Annotated in this window: 13 protein-coding genes and 1 pseudogene; 12 read left to right on the top strand and 2 right to left on the bottom strand. The window is 57.3% G+C overall.

What is annotated here, in order from left to right:
- The first annotated feature begins 28 nt into the window (after nucleotides 1-28).
- Nucleotides 29-208, top strand: a complete 180-nt coding sequence (locus BLR08_RS30820; RefSeq protein WP_143014445.1) for a hypothetical protein — start codon at nucleotides 29-31, stop codon at nucleotides 206-208.
- Between the two features lie 124 nt (nucleotides 209-332).
- Here BLR08_RS30820 and BLR08_RS23650 read toward each other — a convergent pair whose 3' ends face one another.
- Entirely contained in the window at nucleotides 333-1,652 is a 1,320-nt protein-coding gene (locus tag BLR08_RS23650) for an MFS transporter (RefSeq protein ID WP_072336031.1), read from the bottom strand.
- A 21-nt stretch (nucleotides 1,653-1,673) separates the two neighbouring features.
- Complete coding sequence (locus tag BLR08_RS23645; protein WP_072336028.1) at nucleotides 1,674-2,327, bottom strand: ArsR/SmtB family transcription factor; 654 nt, start codon at nucleotides 2,325-2,327, stop codon at nucleotides 1,674-1,676.
- Between the two features lie 364 nt (nucleotides 2,328-2,691).
- Between BLR08_RS23645 and BLR08_RS23640 the strand changes: the two genes are divergently transcribed.
- The 11 genes and pseudogenes from BLR08_RS23640 (at nucleotide 2,692) to BLR08_RS23590 (ending at nucleotide 16,256) form a co-directional block, all read left to right on the top strand.
- Nucleotides 2,692-3,093, top strand: coding sequence for a DoxX family protein (locus BLR08_RS23640; RefSeq protein WP_072336025.1), 402 nt, complete (start codon nucleotides 2,692-2,694; stop codon nucleotides 3,091-3,093).
- 58 nt (nucleotides 3,094-3,151) lie between these two features.
- Nucleotides 3,152-4,102, top strand: a complete 951-nt coding sequence (locus tag BLR08_RS23635) for a ring-cleaving dioxygenase (protein ID WP_072336022.1) — start codon at nucleotides 3,152-3,154, stop codon at nucleotides 4,100-4,102.
- Entirely contained in the window at nucleotides 4,099-4,713 is a 615-nt protein-coding gene (locus BLR08_RS23630; RefSeq protein ID WP_072336019.1) for an alpha/beta hydrolase, read from the top strand. The genes BLR08_RS23635 and BLR08_RS23630 overlap by 4 nt, the downstream gene beginning before the upstream one ends.
- 86 nt (nucleotides 4,714-4,799) lie before the next feature.
- Entirely contained in the window at nucleotides 4,800-5,651 is an 852-nt protein-coding gene (locus BLR08_RS23625) for a helix-turn-helix transcriptional regulator (RefSeq protein ID WP_143014444.1), read from the top strand.
- A gap of 203 nt (nucleotides 5,652-5,854) precedes the next feature.
- A complete protein-coding gene (locus tag BLR08_RS23620; RefSeq protein WP_072336014.1) occupies nucleotides 5,855-7,531 on the top strand; it encodes a DUF4091 domain-containing protein in 1,677 nt (558 codons plus the stop codon).
- A 169-nt stretch (nucleotides 7,532-7,700) separates the two neighbouring features.
- Entirely contained in the window at nucleotides 7,701-8,354 is a 654-nt protein-coding gene (locus BLR08_RS23615; RefSeq protein ID WP_176835593.1) for a stalk domain-containing protein, read from the top strand.
- Nucleotides 8,355-8,556: 202 nt separating this feature from the next.
- Nucleotides 8,557-9,315, top strand: coding sequence for a polysaccharide deacetylase family protein (locus BLR08_RS23610; RefSeq protein ID WP_072336008.1), 759 nt, complete (start codon nucleotides 8,557-8,559; stop codon nucleotides 9,313-9,315).
- Between the two features lie 124 nt (nucleotides 9,316-9,439).
- Nucleotides 9,440-11,762 (top strand): annotated as a pseudogene (locus tag BLR08_RS23605) (ATP-dependent helicase).
- Nucleotides 11,763-11,815: 53 nt separating this feature from the next.
- The gene (locus BLR08_RS23600; RefSeq protein WP_072336005.1) at nucleotides 11,816-13,240 is read left to right on the top strand and encodes an MDR family MFS transporter; all 1,425 of its coding nucleotides are present in this window, start codon (nucleotides 11,816-11,818) and stop codon (nucleotides 13,238-13,240) included.
- Nucleotides 13,241-13,542: 302 nt separating this feature from the next.
- Nucleotides 13,543-15,126, top strand: coding sequence for an ABC transporter substrate-binding protein (locus BLR08_RS23595; protein ID WP_072336002.1), 1,584 nt, complete (start codon nucleotides 13,543-13,545; stop codon nucleotides 15,124-15,126).
- Nucleotides 15,114-16,256, top strand: coding sequence for an ABC transporter permease (locus BLR08_RS23590; protein ID WP_083537467.1), 1,143 nt, complete (start codon nucleotides 15,114-15,116; stop codon nucleotides 16,254-16,256). The genes BLR08_RS23595 and BLR08_RS23590 overlap by 13 nt, the downstream gene beginning before the upstream one ends.
- The last annotated feature ends 19 nt before the right edge of the window (nucleotides 16,257-16,275 follow it).

Raw genomic sequence — 16,275 nt, 5'->3', positions numbered from 1 at the left:
TAAGCAAACGACGTGAAGGAGAATAACGATGTCTATGTCCCCTCTGGCATTTTATCCGCAAGTACACTGGCTGCTGCTTCCGTACTCGAAGGAACGGGTCCCTCTTTATTACGCTTTCAATAATCAGCCTTGGTCCATCCCGGCAATCGGTCCTCGGCCTCCCTATTACGCCAATCCCCGTTACGTGCTGAATAGGCCTGTTATCTGAAAGTGTGGCGAATAGGAGGACGGCCGGAGAGCCGGTAGGGAGTTGAAGCTTGGTCAGCAAAAACGGCGGCAAGCCTCGGACGAGAAATAAAGTCCTGGCCTGCCGCTATTTGCGTTGTTCCTTTCTAAGATTCGAGTTGTTTATCTTGGGCTGGAGCTGCCGCACGGCTGGTTCTCCGGGACCATATCAGCACAGGGATAAGCAACAAGGCAAGCCCGCCCCCGGCTAACGATAACGTCGCATAGCTGGAATGGGCTACAACCATGCCGGACAACGCCCCGCCCGAGGCGCCGGACAAGGCGATCAAAACATCAATCGTTCCTTGCGTTTTGGCGCGCGTAGCCGGATCGGTAGAATCCACAATAATGGCGGTTCCGCTGATTAACCCAAAGTTCCAGCCGATCCCGAGCAAGGATAAGGCAATAAGCAATACGGCCAAGGAATCCGGAGGAGCTGCGGCGGCTACTACACCTGCGAGCAGCAAAACGCCCCCCGAAGCGATGGACATCGCCTCGCGGCCGATTTTATCGACCAATGCCCCTGTAAGGAGTGAAGGCAAATACATGGAGCCTATATGGACACCGATTACTAATCCGACGTCTCCCAAGCTATGACCGTGATGCTTCATGTGGACAGGGGTCATGGTCATGATGGCAATCATGACGATTTGGGTTAAAATCATGACCGTTGCTCCGATAACCAAACCCCTGTTGCTGCTTGTATGAACCGTTGTACGCTCCTCATCAGTGCGCCGGTCCCGAGATTGCTGCGCTGCAGATATAGCCTTGGCAACGATGTAAGGATCGGGCCGCAGAAAAATAAAGAAAACCAGCCCGGCGAGCGTATAGGCGGCCGCAGCTAGAATAAAGGGCCCTCCAAGCGCCGGAACGCCGACAGAAACGGCAAAATCCCCTGTCATATCCACCATAGCAGGACCCGCAACCGCGCCTAAAGTGGTCGATACCATGGCGATACTGACGGCTTTCGCCCGCTGATTGGGCATAGCCAGGTCGGTTCCGGCGTAGCGGGCCTGCATGTTGGTTGCCGACCCTGCACCGTAGATCAGCAGCGACAGGAACAGAAGCGCCACGTTATTGGTCACCGCGGCCCATATTACCCCTAGCGCGCCAAGCCCGCCTGCGAAAAATCCTGTAGACAATCCCAATCTGCGGCCATAACGTTCCGAAAATCGGCCTACCAGTAAAGCGGCCGCGGCGGAGCCAAGAGTAAATAAAGCCGTAGGAACGCCTGCAAAACTTTCCTTGCCCAACATCTCTTGGGCAAGGAGCGCACCGACCGTTACGCCGGATGCAAGACCTGCGCCTCCGAAAATTTGGGAAAGTACAATGATCAGCAGAGAGCGCTTGTAAAGCTTTTTCTGCATATCAGGAGAATCCGCATAGTGCCTAATCGTATGGTCCGTGAAGCCGGGATCATGAGTCATCTCGTAGAATCACCTTTCTGGCTATTGTTTAAATTCCGCGTAGCGTTTCCATTCATGTACGCCTTCTTCCAGGCGAGATGCTTTGATTCCCTTGCTTTTCAGGATCTCAACTGCCTGCGCGGACATCAGACAATAGGGGCCTCTGCAATAAGCGACTATTTCCTTATCCGCCGGCAAGGAGGCCAGGTGTTCCTCCAACTCTTCTATAGGTACAGAGATCGCGCCCGGAATATGACCTGCCAGGTACTCTTCTTCCGGCCGGACATCCAGCAGCAAAACTTCTCCTTTCTCCATTCTCTCGAGAAGCTCTTCCAGGGCTATGGGCTCCATACTGACATGAGCTTGCAGGATGTCTGATTTAAGCTTCTGAACCTCTACAAGCTGCTTTTCACTAAGACGATGCAAGGAAACCATAAAATCGGCCACAGAGCTCTCGGCAATGCCGTAGATCACAAAGTTGCCTTGTTTGTGCGAACGAACCAGCCTGGATTCATGCAGCGTTTGCAAGTGCTGCGAAACATTCGCCACACTCATCCCCGTTGTTTTTGCCAGCTGATCGACCGATTTAGGCCCTTGAGAAAGCAAATCAAGCAATTCCAATCGTTTAGGACTGGATAAACATTTGCCAATGCGAGCAAATTCCTGGTATAACTGATCTTTCCATACTCGTTCCATATGTAGGCGGCATCTCCTCAACTATTCAATTGTTTTATTGAATAGCTATAATGTAGTGGTTTCATAAGGGGAAGTCAAGCACAAACAAAACGCTTGACAGGAGACGCCAAATCATATATCTTTAATTTAAGATAATTAATTTAAAGACAACTTCAACACACTACGGCAGAAAGGATGGTCCAGATGGGGGGCGGCTAATGTGAGGTGAGACAAGGTGAAGAGACATGGCTGCCGCGCAAAATGTTTATCTCGGACATTATACGAGGGAGCCGAACCGCTGTTTTAAAGGATAGCACATAACAGCATATCAGATATCTTTAATTAAAGATTAATTATTTCTAACAAAATAAGGAGGCTGGTTTTTATGATGGCATGGGGACTTTTGATTATTCGATTGGTAGTGGGATTATTATTCGCAGGTCATGGCGCGCAGAAGCTGTTCGGTTGGTTTGGCGGCTATGGGCCGAAAGGGACGGGCGGCTGGATGGAGTCGGTCGGCATTAAGCCCGGGGTGGCGATGGCCGTATTGGCCGGCTTGATGGAGCTGGCGGGAGGCTTGCTGTTCGCCGCCGGCTTGTTCACGCCGCTGGCCGCTGCGCTGCTTGCTGTCACAATGCTGGGCGCAATCGTCAAGGTGCATGGGAAAAACGGCATTTGGTCGACCGCTGGCGGCTACGAATATCCGCTAGTGCTCATCGCCGTTGTCCTGGGCGTCGCCTTGACCGGCGCAGGGACTATCTCGCTCGATGCTTGGCTGCTGCCATAACGGATCGAACGGGTCAACGCTGCGGCCTGTAATCACCTAAATCGAAAGGGGAATTACGATGTCCAAACACACCACAGGCATTCACCATATTACCGCATTCGCCCGCGATCCGCAGGCCAATGTCGATTTTTACGCCGGTATTCTGGGTCTCAGACTGGTGAAGAAAACAATCAATTTCGACGCGCCCGAGGTGTATCACTTGTACTTCGGCAATGAATCCGGGAGTCCGGGGACGATCATCACCTTCTTCCCGGCTCCGGGATCTTCGAGAGGCCGCATAGGCGGCGGGCAGGTCGGCATTACCACCTATGTCGTACCGCCTGGTTCGCTGGGCTTCTGGCGTTCGCGGCTGGAGCGCTTCGGCGTTCAGACGGAAACTGCAAGCCGCTTCGGGGAACAGTACCTGCAATTTCAGGACAATGAAGGCTTGCGTCTGGAGCTGGTCGAACGTGAAGCCGGAGAGCCGAGCAGATGGAGCTTCGACGGTATAACCTCCGAGCAGGCTGTCAAAGGATTCGGAGGCGCCGTGCTCTTCAGCGGCAATCCGCAGGATACGATGAACGTCCTGGAGCATACGCTGGGACTCAGCAGGCTTGGAGAGGATGCGGGTTATGCGCGGTTCCAGGCTTCCGGGGACATCGGCAACCGGATAGACGTTCCTCTGGAGCGTGTAGGCTGGGGAGTAGGCGGCGCGGGTACCGTTCATCATATCGCGTGGCGCGCCCAAGATGCGGCAGACCATGTCGAGTGGCAGAAATTCGTGATGGAGCAAGGATTTCGTCCGACGCAAATTATCGATCGCCAATACTTCGACGCCATTTATTTTCGCGAGGCCGGCGGCATCCTGTTCGAGATTGCGACCGACCCGCCGGGCTTCGCCCATGATGAACCGGCCGAAACGCTTGGCGAGAAGCTGATGCTGCCCGAGTGGTATGAGCCGCATCGGGCTCAGATCGAAGCGAATCTGCGGCCGATCCAGGTGAGAGAGCTGGGAGGTGACTCGCGATGAAGCATCTGTTCAAGCCTGGCGCTCCCGGCGCTCGGAGCCATGCGCCTGCGCTCGTTTTATTCCACGGCACAGGCGGCACGGAGCATGATCTGCTGCCGCTGGCGGAGCGCATCTCCCCCGAATCCGCTGTGCTGAGCCTGAGGGGCAATGTGCTGGAGAACGGGATGCCGCGTTTTTTCCGGCGGCTGGCAGAAGGCGTATTCGACGAGGAGGACTTAATCTTCCGGACGAAGGAAGTGCATGATTTCCTGGACGAAGCGTCCGTTCAGTACGGGCTGGACCGCGGCTCCCTGGTAGCCGTCGGTTATTCCAACGGAGCCAATCTGGCCGGCAGCCTGCTGTTTCATCAACCGGGAGCGCTCAAGGCGGCGATCCTGCATCATCCGATGGTGCCCCGGCGGGGGATTGCGCTTCCCGACTTGAGCGGCACGCCCGTTTTTATCGGCGCGGGGCTGAATGATCCGATCTGCCCGGCCGCCGAGACGGAGGAGCTGAGCGGCCTGCTGGAGCGGGCCGGCGCGTCTGTCGCCGTTCATTGGGAGCGGTTCGGCCATCAACTGACCGGTACGGAGGTTCAGGCCGCGGCCGATTGGTTCAGGAAACATTTGTGATGGTCCCGGCGGCCGGATACAATAGAGCATAAGCAATCATATGTTTATGCTGGGAGGGAGTCACCGTAAACGCGGTCTTCGGGAGTTTGGCGCCAACTGTCCACTGGGCGGCGCAGATGGAGCGGGCGGAGCCTCAGCTGATCCAACGCCGTCTGTATGATTTTGAGCTTTTGTACGTCGTGAAGGGAGAGCTGCAGGCTGAGGTGGGAGAGAAGAGCTTGACGGTTCTCCCCGGCAGTTTGCTGTATCTCCCTTCACTGCTGCCTCATCGTCTAATTCTGCGCGAAGAGGCCTCGCTGATCGGCATCCACTATGATTATTTCGGAGAGCTGTCTCTGACGGGGGACGAAGAGATCATCGTCGATGAGGGAAATGTCCGCCAGAGCAGGTTCTGCCGCGAGCCCGATTATGCGATAATCGGCGGCTTGCAGAGCCGGCATGTTCTGCCGGTCGACAGCCAGTGCGTCCGTTTGATGGAACAGATCGTGAAGGAGTTTCATGTCCGGTCGGAAGGATACGAGCTGGCATGCCGGGGACTGCTGCTGCAGCTGTTCGCCCATCTGCTGCGGACTCCGGACAAGCCGGTCCGGCTGCAGCCCCATGCCAGAAAATATGAACGGGCGATCGCCCGGATCGTCCGCAGCATCGAAGCGTGCTGTGCGGAGGAATGGTCCCGTGCCCGGCTGGGCCGGGAGCTGAATGTTCACGAAGACTACGCCTGCCGGCTGTTCAAGGAAATTACCGGGCAATCCTGGAGCAAGTATGTGCAGCAGGTTCGGCATCAGGAGGCCAAGCGGCTGCTTCGGATGTCGGAGCTGAAGGTCGAGATGGTCGGCAGACAGGTCGGGTATGAGGATCAGCATTATTTCAACCGCATTTTCACCAAGTGGGAAGGGGTTTCGCCAGGCAATTACCGCCGGATGGCGGAGACGCTGTAGCGGTGCGGCCGCTGCTCGCGGTGATGCGGCAGGCAGAGAAGGCAGAAGAGGGAGTCGCTTCGGTCAAACGAAATAAAACCGGGTGCTTGGGTCAGGAAAAATCCAACATGATCTCCGGATTATCCAAAGCCATGCAAGCTTGCGCCAGCTACAATAGGCGTAGTGCAAGATGCAAGCTAACTTTATGAGGAGGCGTTTCATCCATGGCTGCACCCGCTATTTCCTTCGAAACCCGCTGCTTGAGTTCACTGGCCAAAGTATTCGCCGACGAGGAGCTGCGGGACGAAGCGTTCCATTCCGGCTCCGCGCTCCGCGGTGAAGTATATGCTTTTCAGGTGGCTTACCGGTCACAGACGCTTGTCAAACCGCTACATATCCGGGTAGAGTCTCCGCTGGAGGCGCATGTCCATCTCCGGACGGTTGGCCTCGCTCCTTCGGAGCTCCCCTGCTTCGACGATTATGATGAGGATGTGCTTCGCACAACGCCCGGTCTGTATCCCGACCCGCTCTATAGCTTGACGGAGATGTCCCCGATAGCCCTGCCCGGACAATGGCGCGCGGTCTGGGTTACCGTAGAGGTACAGGCGGAGGAGGCTGCCGGCCTTCATCCGATCCGTATCCGCTTCGAGAACGGTGAAGGCGATGCGCTGGGCGAGGAGCTTTTCGAGCTGGACGTAATTCCTGCCGCATTGCCCCGGCAAAAGCTGATCCGTACGGAATGGTTCCATACCGACTGCCTGGCGTCCTATTATGGCTGCCCGGTATTCAGCGAGGAGCACTGGCGCCGCATCGGGCAATTTATGGATACGGCCGCGCGTCACGGCATCAATATGCTGCTGACGCCGCTGTTCACACCGCCTCTGGATACCGCTGTGGGAGGAGAGCGTCCTACCGTGCAGCTGGTCGATGTGAGCAAGGACGGGGACAAGTACACGTTCGGCTTCGAGCGCCTGGAGAGATGGATCGGCTTGTGCGACCAGTACGGCATCGAATATTTGGAGTTTTCTCATCTGTTTACCCAATGGGGAGCCCGGCATGCGCCCAAAATCATCGTTCGGGTGAATGGGGAGGACAAGCGGCTGTTCGGCTGGGATACGGATGCGGCGGGCGAGGACTATGCGGCTTTCCTGAATGCCTTTCTCCCTGAGCTTAAGTCGTTTCTGCTGGCCAACGGGTTGGAGCGGCGCAGCTACTTCCATGTATCCGACGAGCCCGGGGCGGACCATCTGGAATCGTACCGGCAGGCTGCGGCTCTGCTCCAAAGCCATCTGAGCGAGTTTCCGTTCCTGGACGCTTTGTCCGAATATGCTTTCTACGAGCAAGGGCTTGTCCGCAGGCCGGTTGCAGCGAACAATCATATTGAGCCTTTTCTGGAAAATAACGTGGAGCCTCTATGGACCTACTACTGCGTATCGCAGCGGCAGAAGGTGTCCAACCGCTTCTTCCATATGCCGTCAAGCCGCAACCGGATCATCGGGCTGCAGCTGTACAAATACGGGCTGGAAGGATTTTTGCACTGGGGCTTCAACTTTTGGCATTCGCAGTATTCGATCAAGTCGATCAATCCCTTCCTGGTGACTGATGCCGACCGCAGCTTCCCGTCAGGGGACCCTTTCCTAGTCTATCCCGGCGAGGATGGGCCGATCGAATCGATCCGGCTCGAGGTGTTCTACGAGGCGATGCAGGACCTGCGCGCGCTGCAGCTGCTCGAGGGTCTGATCGGCAAGCCTGCCGTGATGCAGCTGCTGGAGGAAGGGCTTGCCGAACCGCTTACGTTCAGCGAATATCCGCGCTCGGCCGAGTGGCTGCTGAGCGTCCGGCATAAGATCAACGATAAGATTGCCGCCATGGCGGACGTTTCCTCCAAGCCTGCAAGCTGAGCCTTGGCGTTATGGGAGCGGCACAGCCAAGCACAAGAAGACCATTCTCGGAGGATGGTCTTTTTCGTGTCGGACAGCTGTCTGGGTGCCGGCCGTTTCATAGCGCCCAAAGCGGGGTAATAGAGAGGGTTATTGGCAGGTTATGGTATCCGATGGGAGGGAAATGATGTTGAATACAAGAAAATGGATAATTCCTTTGAGCATTGGCGGAATGATTGCTGCGGGAGCGGCCGGTGCGTATGCCGCCAGCAATCTGCAGACCATTCAGGCATATTTGAATCACGGCATCGCTATTGAAGTGAACGGCGCGGCTTTCAGCGCGGCTGACAACGAAGGAACGAAGCTGCCTCCGATTACTTATGAAGGGTCGACATATTTACCGGTTCGCGCCGTAGCGGAAGCGCTGAAAGTGCCGATCAGCTATGACGAGCAGCAGAATAAGGTCAGCATCGGCACGGGAGCCGGCACCGAATCGCCGCCGCCAGCCGCCGGAACGAACCGGGATGTCCGGCCTGCCTACTTGCCGCCTGATCTGCCGCTGCCTGCGGACTTCAAGATCGTGACTTCGGTAGACAGCTCGGAGAACGGCAAAAAATCGTTTACCTTCAACTATTTATCCAAGGAAAGCGTAGATGCGCTCGGCCTGCTTTATAAAAATTATGTGAAAAATAAAACCTTCGAAAGCGGCGTGCAAATCGTCGATTCCAGCGGCATTACCATTACCGGCGTCATAGACGGCGTACACGGGATTTCAATTATTGGCGGGGAATCAGCATCCAGTGAAGGCTATACGGATATTCTCATCACTTGGTCGGAGGAATAGCGATCTTCCTTCCCCCGAAATGTACATAAAAGCCTGACGGACCTCGACCTGGAGCCGTCAGGCTTTTGCCGCATCCTGCTCTGCGTTTCCCAGGCCAAGCCCTGAGCCGGCAAAGAGCGCTCGAAGCGGATATTACAGGGAACCAACATAGAAGGGCAAGCACTTGCTCATCCTACAGATGTTGCGGAAGGAGGGAGTAAGTATGCGATTGCGCATCTATGTCGGATTGCTGGCAACTTTTGTGCTGGTCGCCGGATTATGCTTGCCCGCGGTGCAGGCGGCTCCGCGCACGCCGGCCAACAGCCGCTCTTATTATGAAGAGCGCGGAGAGGTTGTGTGGGAGGTGCCGAGCGATGAGAAAATTATCGCTTTGACCTTCGACGACGGGCCCGATGAGAAGGATACGCCGGCTATTCTGGATTTGCTCAAGCAATACGAGGCTAGGGCGACCTTTTTCGTGGTCGGGAAGCGGGTGGAGGAGTTTCCGGAGCTGGTGAAGCGGGAGGTGGACGAGGGCCATGAGATCGCCAATCACACCTACAGCCATACGTATTTCAGGAAGAAGATGCCCGATACCCGGATTGAAGAACAGCTGATGAAGGCCGAGCATGTCATTGAGAACGCGACGGGAAAAAAGACCAAGCTGTTCCGGCCCCCGGGGGGATACTACAGTGAAAATGTCGTGAGGGCTGCGAAAAAGTCCGGTTATCTCGTTGTCATGTGGTCCTGGCATCAGGACACGGAGGATTGGGATACCCCGGGCGTCGGCAAGATTGTAAACAAAGTATTGAATAACGCCCGCAATGGAGACATCGTCTTGTTCCACGATCATGTCGAAGGACGCACCCAAACGATCGAGGCGCTGAAACAAATTCTTCCGGAATTAAAGGCAAGGGGCTACAGGTTCGTAACGGTCAGCGAGCTGCTGACGTTCCGCAAATCGACGACGGTAGAGAAATAGTCAAGTTATGAGGCTTACTTCCCTGAGTAGAAGTGCAAACTGTGTTATACTGGAATGATTCCAGGCACCAGGCCAAGGCAGCACAGTTAAAGGGGTAAAGCTTCAGATGAAAGATTTGACTTCAATGACTTCAACAGCCCGGCGCGGAGCTTGCGATCTTCCGCCTGACGCAGAGCGGTTTTTCCGGCGCAAGGCGGCGGAGATCGGGGTGGAGCTGAACGGCATTCAGCAGCAAGCCGCCGTGTTGACCGAAGGGCCGCTGCTATTGCTGGCCTCGCCCGGGTCAGGCAAGACGACGACGGTCATAATGCGCATCGGCTATTTGCTGGAGGAGAAGGGCGTCGATCCTGCGCGGATCAAAGCGGTGACCTTCAGCCGGGCGTCGGCGGCAGACATGAAGAGCGGTTCGCCCGCTTTTTCCCGGACTTGCCGCCCGTCGATTTCTCTACGATCCACAGCCTGGCCTTCGAGGTTGTGCGCGAGCATATGCGCCGGACACGCACGCCTTATCGCCTGATCGAAGGGGAGCTGCGGCAGGAGGAGCTTCAGCCTGAAGAGGGCGGCCCGCCTCCGCTTCACAAGAAAATGATCCTGCGCCATCTTTTCGCCAAGATGACCGGCGCTTCGATTACGGACGATCAGATGGATGCGTTAACCACTTATATCAGTCTGATCAAAAACAAGCTGATCCCTCGGGAGGATTGGCACGCAGTTCGCTGCGATGTCAAGGAGGCCTCGGCGATCGCGCGGGAGTATGAGCTGTTCAAGCAAAGCGGAGCGGACCGGCTGCTGCTGGATTACGACGATATGCTGACGATGCCCATGATGTCCTGGAGTCGGACGCCCGGCTGCTGGAGAAATACCAGCGCCGGTACGACTATATCCTGACGGACGAAAGCCAGGATACATCCGCGGTCCAGCATGCGATCATCGCCAAGCTGGTCCGCGTTCACGGCAATCTGTGCGTCGTAGCGGACGATGACCAGTCGATCTACAGCTGGCGCGGCGCCGATCCCTCGTATTTGCTCCAGTTCGGCAGCTATTATCCGAAGGCGAGAACGCTGTACATGGAACAAAATTACCGGTCCACAGGGCAAATTGTGCGTACGGCCGACGCCTTTATCAAACGGAACAAAAACCGCTACGATAAAAACATGTTTACGGCGAATCCGGCCGGCAAACCGGTCGCCATCCGCTCGCTGGGCAGCTATGCCTACCAGGCGAATTATTTGGTCCGGGCGGGCATTCCGTTCTATATGAAGGATGCCGATCTCCGGTTTTTCTCCCATTGGGTGGTGGAGGACGTGCTGAATTTCATGCGGATGTCTTATACCGATCGGCGGCCCGATCTGCTGGAGAGCATACATATGAAGCTGACGGGGTATATCTCGAAGAAGCAGATAAGCGTCTTGAAGGAAACGGCAGCGGACGGGGAGTCGGTATTCGATGTGCTGCTGGAGCGGGTGGAGCTGCAGGATTACCAGCGAAAGCCGCTGGCCGAGGCGAAGGAGACGCTCCGTTCGATGAACAAGATGCCGCCGCGGGAGGCCATACGCACGATTCGGTCCAGGCTCGGCTATGAGAAGGCGATCGACCGGATGTGCGAGCGCCTGGGCTTCCGCAAAGAGTATTTGCTTGGCATTCTCAATACGCTGGAGGATATCGCAGAGCCTCTCATGACGCTGGAAGAGTTCGCCGCGCGGCTGAAGCAGCTGGAAGCTCTGCTGAAGCAGTCCCGCAACCGCAAGAACCAGAATGCCGTCACCTGCTCCACGCTTCACAGCTCCAAGGGGCTTGAGTTCAGACGTGTTTATATGATCGACCTGATCGACGGCATTATCCCGTCAAGCGAGGATAAGGAGAAGAAAGGTGCGGAGGGCGGCTTCGCTATGGAGGAGGCGGTCAGGTTGTTTTATGTCGGGATGACCAGAGCCCGCAGCGAGCTGGAGCTGATCTCTTACCGCGAAAGGGACGGGACGGAGGTGGCGGAGTCACCCTTCGTTACGGCTGTGCGCCGGATTATGAATCCGGACGCCGAGTCGGCCGGCGTTGAGAGTTCTGGGGGAGCTGTCGCGCGGAAGAAGGCAAGTGCTGCTGGCGGCGGCAGACGTGAGGAGCAGAGCCAAGGTCATGGCGGCAGGAGGTCCCTTAAACCGGCTGTGTCACGAGATGTGTCTGGCGGCGGGACGGGCGTGCGAGTCGTTAAGACAGTTGCGCGGACAAGCCCTCGCGCTATTGCCGACAGCGGCGAGCTTCAGCCGGGCAGGCTGGTGCGTCACCGGGTGTTTGGCGAAGGGGAGATAGGCTCGCTGAGCGGAGATCGTATCGTGATCCGGTTCGGGCAAGCGGCCAAGACGCTGTCTGTGCAAACCTGCCTGGAGCAGGGCCTGCTGGAGCTGGCTGACCAAGCCATGCAACGCAGGCCATCAGGCGGCCATTCAGGATAGAAATAATTAGGACAGGTGCGTACCGACGTACCGAACGGGGAGAAACGAAACGGATGGAAAGCTATCAATCAGAATTGCTGCCGAAAGGGCCGCGGAAAGAAACAAATCGCAAGATGGTGACGCTCGGCCTGCTGGCCGCGCTCTTCATCGGCGCGCTGGATGTCACGGTGGTCAGTACGGCCACGCCTCATATTATCGAAGAACTGCAAGGACTCGCCATGATCACGTGGGTATTCTCCATCTACACGCTGACGACGTGCGTGGCGACGCCGATTTTCGGCAAGCTGGCGGATTTGTACGGGAGAAAATCGGTGTTTATGATCGGTCTGATCGTCTTCGTCCTGGCTTCCGTCCTCTGCGGAATGACTGAATCGATGACGGGATTGATCTGGTTCCGGGCGCTGCAAGGGATCGGAGCGGGAGCGCTGACACCGGTCACCTTCACGCTTATCGGCGACTTGTATCCGGGCGAGCAGCGGGGGCGCATGCAAGGGGTGTTTGCGTCCGTCTGGTCGGTCGCCGGCCTGCTCGGGCCGCTGGTGGGCGGCTATTTTGTCGACTATTTGTCGTGGCGCTGGATTTTCTATATCAACATCCCGATCGGGGTGGTGTCGCTTGTGCTCGTATTCGGCTTCCTGCATGAGAAGTTTGAGAGGCAGCGCAAAAAGATTGATTATGCAGGCGCGGCTGCTTTCACGCTCGGTATATCCGCACTTCTGTATGCGCTGCTCAGCGGAGGAGAAAGCCTGCCGTGGAGCTCTCCGGTGCTATGGACGCTGCTCGCGGTTGCGCTGCTTGCTTTCGTGGCGTTCATTCGTATCGAAAGGCGCGCGGAAGAGCCGATGATCCCGCTCAGCTTATTCCGCAATGGCGTCATGAATGTATCCAATCTCAGCGGATTTCTGGCTTTCTCGATCTCGACGGGGACGACGATTTATGCGCCGATGTGGCTCCAGTCCTTGCTGGGCTACAGCGCTACGCATTCGGGTCTGATGGTGATGTCGATGTCGCTGTCCTGGCCGATTGCCGCCAATCTGGCCGGCAAGCTGATGTTCAGGCTCGGAGCCAAGAGGTTTGTCGTCTTCGGCTCGCTGCTGGTGCTGCTCGGAGGCATCTGGCTGATGGCGCTGCGGATCGAGTCGCCTTTCTGGTCGATGACGGCCATTCTGACCATTATCGGCTTCGGCATGGGCTGTCTGTCCACGCCGCAGACGGTGCTGATCCAGTCGGTCGTCGGCTGGCAGATGCGCGGCACGGCGACGGCGACCAACTCGCTTATGCGTTCGCTGGGCCAGACGGTCGGCGTTGCGATCTTCGGCGTATTGTTCAACAGCCATCTGATGGATCACACGAAAGCGGAGATGGCTGCCGGGATGCAGTCCGTGTTCGCGGCGATCTTCGTCATCGCGTTGTTGAACCTGGCGGCGGTGTTTTTCCTGCCGTCCGCAGCCAAAATTGCCGCCATGCAAAAAAGCTAGCTGGGCTCGCAGCTTCACCTCAGCTTCACTTCAGCACCCTTGACGTTTTGTACCGGTTGTCCTTGGAGGACGGCCGGCAGGCGGCAGGGGTGTTCGTTTTATCTGAAAGTGCGGTGAACAAGATGAAAACTTTGATCAGCGGAAGATTGCGCGTAGTTCACTGATATCTTGAGGATAAGAGATATGAGTTAGTGACTTTGCTTGCCGACTGTGTTACTATTTTGTTATTTCATGCTACTTTATTTGCATATGGGAGTGAACGGGTTGTGAGGAGACGAAAGAAACCGCTGATTTGGCTAGGCATGCTGCTGATGGCCCTGCTGGTCGGCTGCACCTCCCAGGGACCGGGGGAGAAAACAGGTGCTCCGGAGGAGGCCGCGGCTTCGATGAAGGATGAGCTGATTCTCGCCGTCGGCGGAGAACCGGAAACGGGCTTCGATCCGACGACAGGCTGGGGCAGGTACGGCTCGCCGCTTTTCCAAAGCACTCTGTTAAAGCGGGACAGCGAGCTGAAGATCGGCTATGATCTGGCGACCGGTTATGAATTGAACGGGGACGGCACGGTCTGGACGGTGAAGCTGCGCCGGGACGCCAAGTTCTCGGATGGGAAGCAGGTGACATCCGCTGATGTCCAGTATACGTTCGAAGCCGCAGGCAAGAGCGGGTCGGCGATCGATCTGGGCAATCTGAAATCCATCGAAACGCCGGACGCTTATACGGTCAAGTTTACGCTGAAAGAGCCGCAGTCGACCTTCGTTCAGATGCTGGTCGCCACGGGGATCGTACCTAAGCATGCGCACGGCAAAGATTATGCATCCAAGCCGATCGGCTCGGGGCCTTACAAGCTGGTGCAATGGGACAAGGGGCAGCAGGCTATCGTGGAGACGAATCCCGACTATTACGGGAGCAAGCCTTATTTCCGGAAGCTGACGTTTCTGTTCCTGAATGAAGATGCGGCTTATGCGGCGGCCAAGGCTGGCAAGGTCGATATGTCCTACATCCCTGCGGCCTTCAGCAAGCAGCCTGTTGCGGGGATGCGGCTGGAAACCGCGCATTCGGTCGACAACCGGGGCATCATGTTCCCGTATGTCAAAGCCGGGGGCAAGACCAAGGACGGTTATCCGGTAGGGAATGATGTGACGGCCGAACTGTCGATCCGCAAGGCGATCAACCTGGCGCTCGACCGCAAGGCCATCGTACAGGGTGTGCTGGAAGGACATGGAACCCCCGCCTATACCGTCAATGACGGATTGCCCTGGTTTAATCCCGAGGCTGTGATTCCGGATGCGGATATGGACGGGGCGAAGAAGCTGCTGGAGGCGGATGGCTGGCAGGATACGGACGGCGACGGCGTCCGGGAGAAAGGGGCGCTCAAGGCTCAGTTCAGCCTGCTCTACCCGGCCAGCGATGTGACGCGCCAGTCGTTGGCGATCGCGGCTGCCGATATGCTGAAGCCGCTCGGCATTCAGGTGAAGGCGGAGGGCAAGAGCTGGGATGAGCTGGAGAAGCTGATGCATGCGAACCCCGTGATGTTTGGCTGGGGAAGCCATGACCCGCTGGAGATGTACAATGTATATAGCGCCAAGTACCAAGGCGTCGAATATTACAACCCGGGTTATTACAGCAACGATACGGTTGAAGATTACATGAACAAAGCGCTGAGGGCGGCGAGTGAGAAGGAAGCGATAGAGTTCTGGAAGAAGGCCCAATGGGACGGCAAGACAGGTCTCAGCGCCAAAGGCGACGCTCCATGGGCATGGATGGTCAATATCGATCATCTGTATCTGGTGAGGGACGGGCTGGATATCGGCAAGCAGCCGATCCATCCGCATGGTCACGGCTGGCCGGTGACGGATAACATCGAGGAGTGGCGATGGACGAAATAAAACGGACCCGAGCGGGCGAAAAGGCGAGTGGGCATCAGGTCGGTCATGTTGGCGGTTCTGCGGCTGCGGATAAGCCTGCTACCTCAGCCGCCGGAAATGAGCCGGAGCCGGATAAGGAAGATGTCGGCGGCCGCCGCGGCTTGCTTGCCGGATGGCTGTCCTATCTGCTGCGCAAAGGAATAAGACTGGTGCTGCTGCTCGCCGCGGTCAGCGCCATCTCCTTCACATTGGTCGAGCAGTCGCCGATTGATCCCGTCCAGGCTTATGTCGGCGCGGACTTGCTCAAGGTGGGGCCGGAGCAGCGGGAGGCGATCGCCGCCTACTGGGGACTGGACCGTCCTCCGGTCGAGCGCTTCGCCAAGTGGGCTTCGGCGATTGCGCGCGGAGACCTCGGAGAGTCCATGATCTACCGCAGGCCCGTGCTGGAGGTCATCGGAGAGCGGTTCGCCGCTTCGCTGGCGCTGATGCTGACCGCCTGGCTGCTGTCCGGCCTGGTCGGCTTCGCCGCCGGGGCGCTGGCGGCGATGAAGAAGGACACGTGGATGGACCGGCTGATCCGGTGGTATTGCTACACGCTGGCCTCTACGCCGACGTTCTGGCTTGGTCTGCTGCTGCTGCTTGTGTTCGCCGTCTGGCTCGGCTGGTTACCTGTCGGACTTGGCGTCCCCGCCGGGGTGCTGGCCGATCAGGTCACGGTTGCCGACCGGCTTCGCCATATGCTGCTGCCTGCGCTGACGCTGAGCGTGATCGGGATTTCCGGCATCGCGCTGCATACGCGGCAGAAGCTGATCCAGGTGATGGACAGCGATTATGTGCTGTTTGCCAGGGCGCGCGGAGAGCGGGGCTTTACCTTGTTCTGGCGCCACGGGCTTCGCAATGTGGCTTTGCCCGCCGTGACGCTGCAGTTCACCTCCTTCTCGGAGCTGTTCGGCGGGGCTGTCCTGGCGGAGCAGGTGTTTTCCTATCCGGGTCTCGGGCAGGCTACGGCCCAAGCGGGGCTAAGGGGAGATGTGCCGCTGCTGCTCGGCATCGTGCTGTTTAGCGCGCTCTTCGTCTTCCTGGGCAATCTGCTGGCCGATCTGGCTTACCGGCTGATCGATCCGAGAATCCGGGAGGAGGCGCAGCTATGAAGAAGTCCGGAGGCCTTGG

It is taken from the genome of Paenibacillus sp. cl123 (assembly GCF_900101595.1).
Classification (GTDB): domain Bacteria; phylum Bacillota; class Bacilli; order Paenibacillales; family NBRC-103111; genus Paenibacillus_G.
Note: the sequence above shows the minus strand (reverse complement) of the source record. Positions and strands in the feature narration are given on the sequence as shown.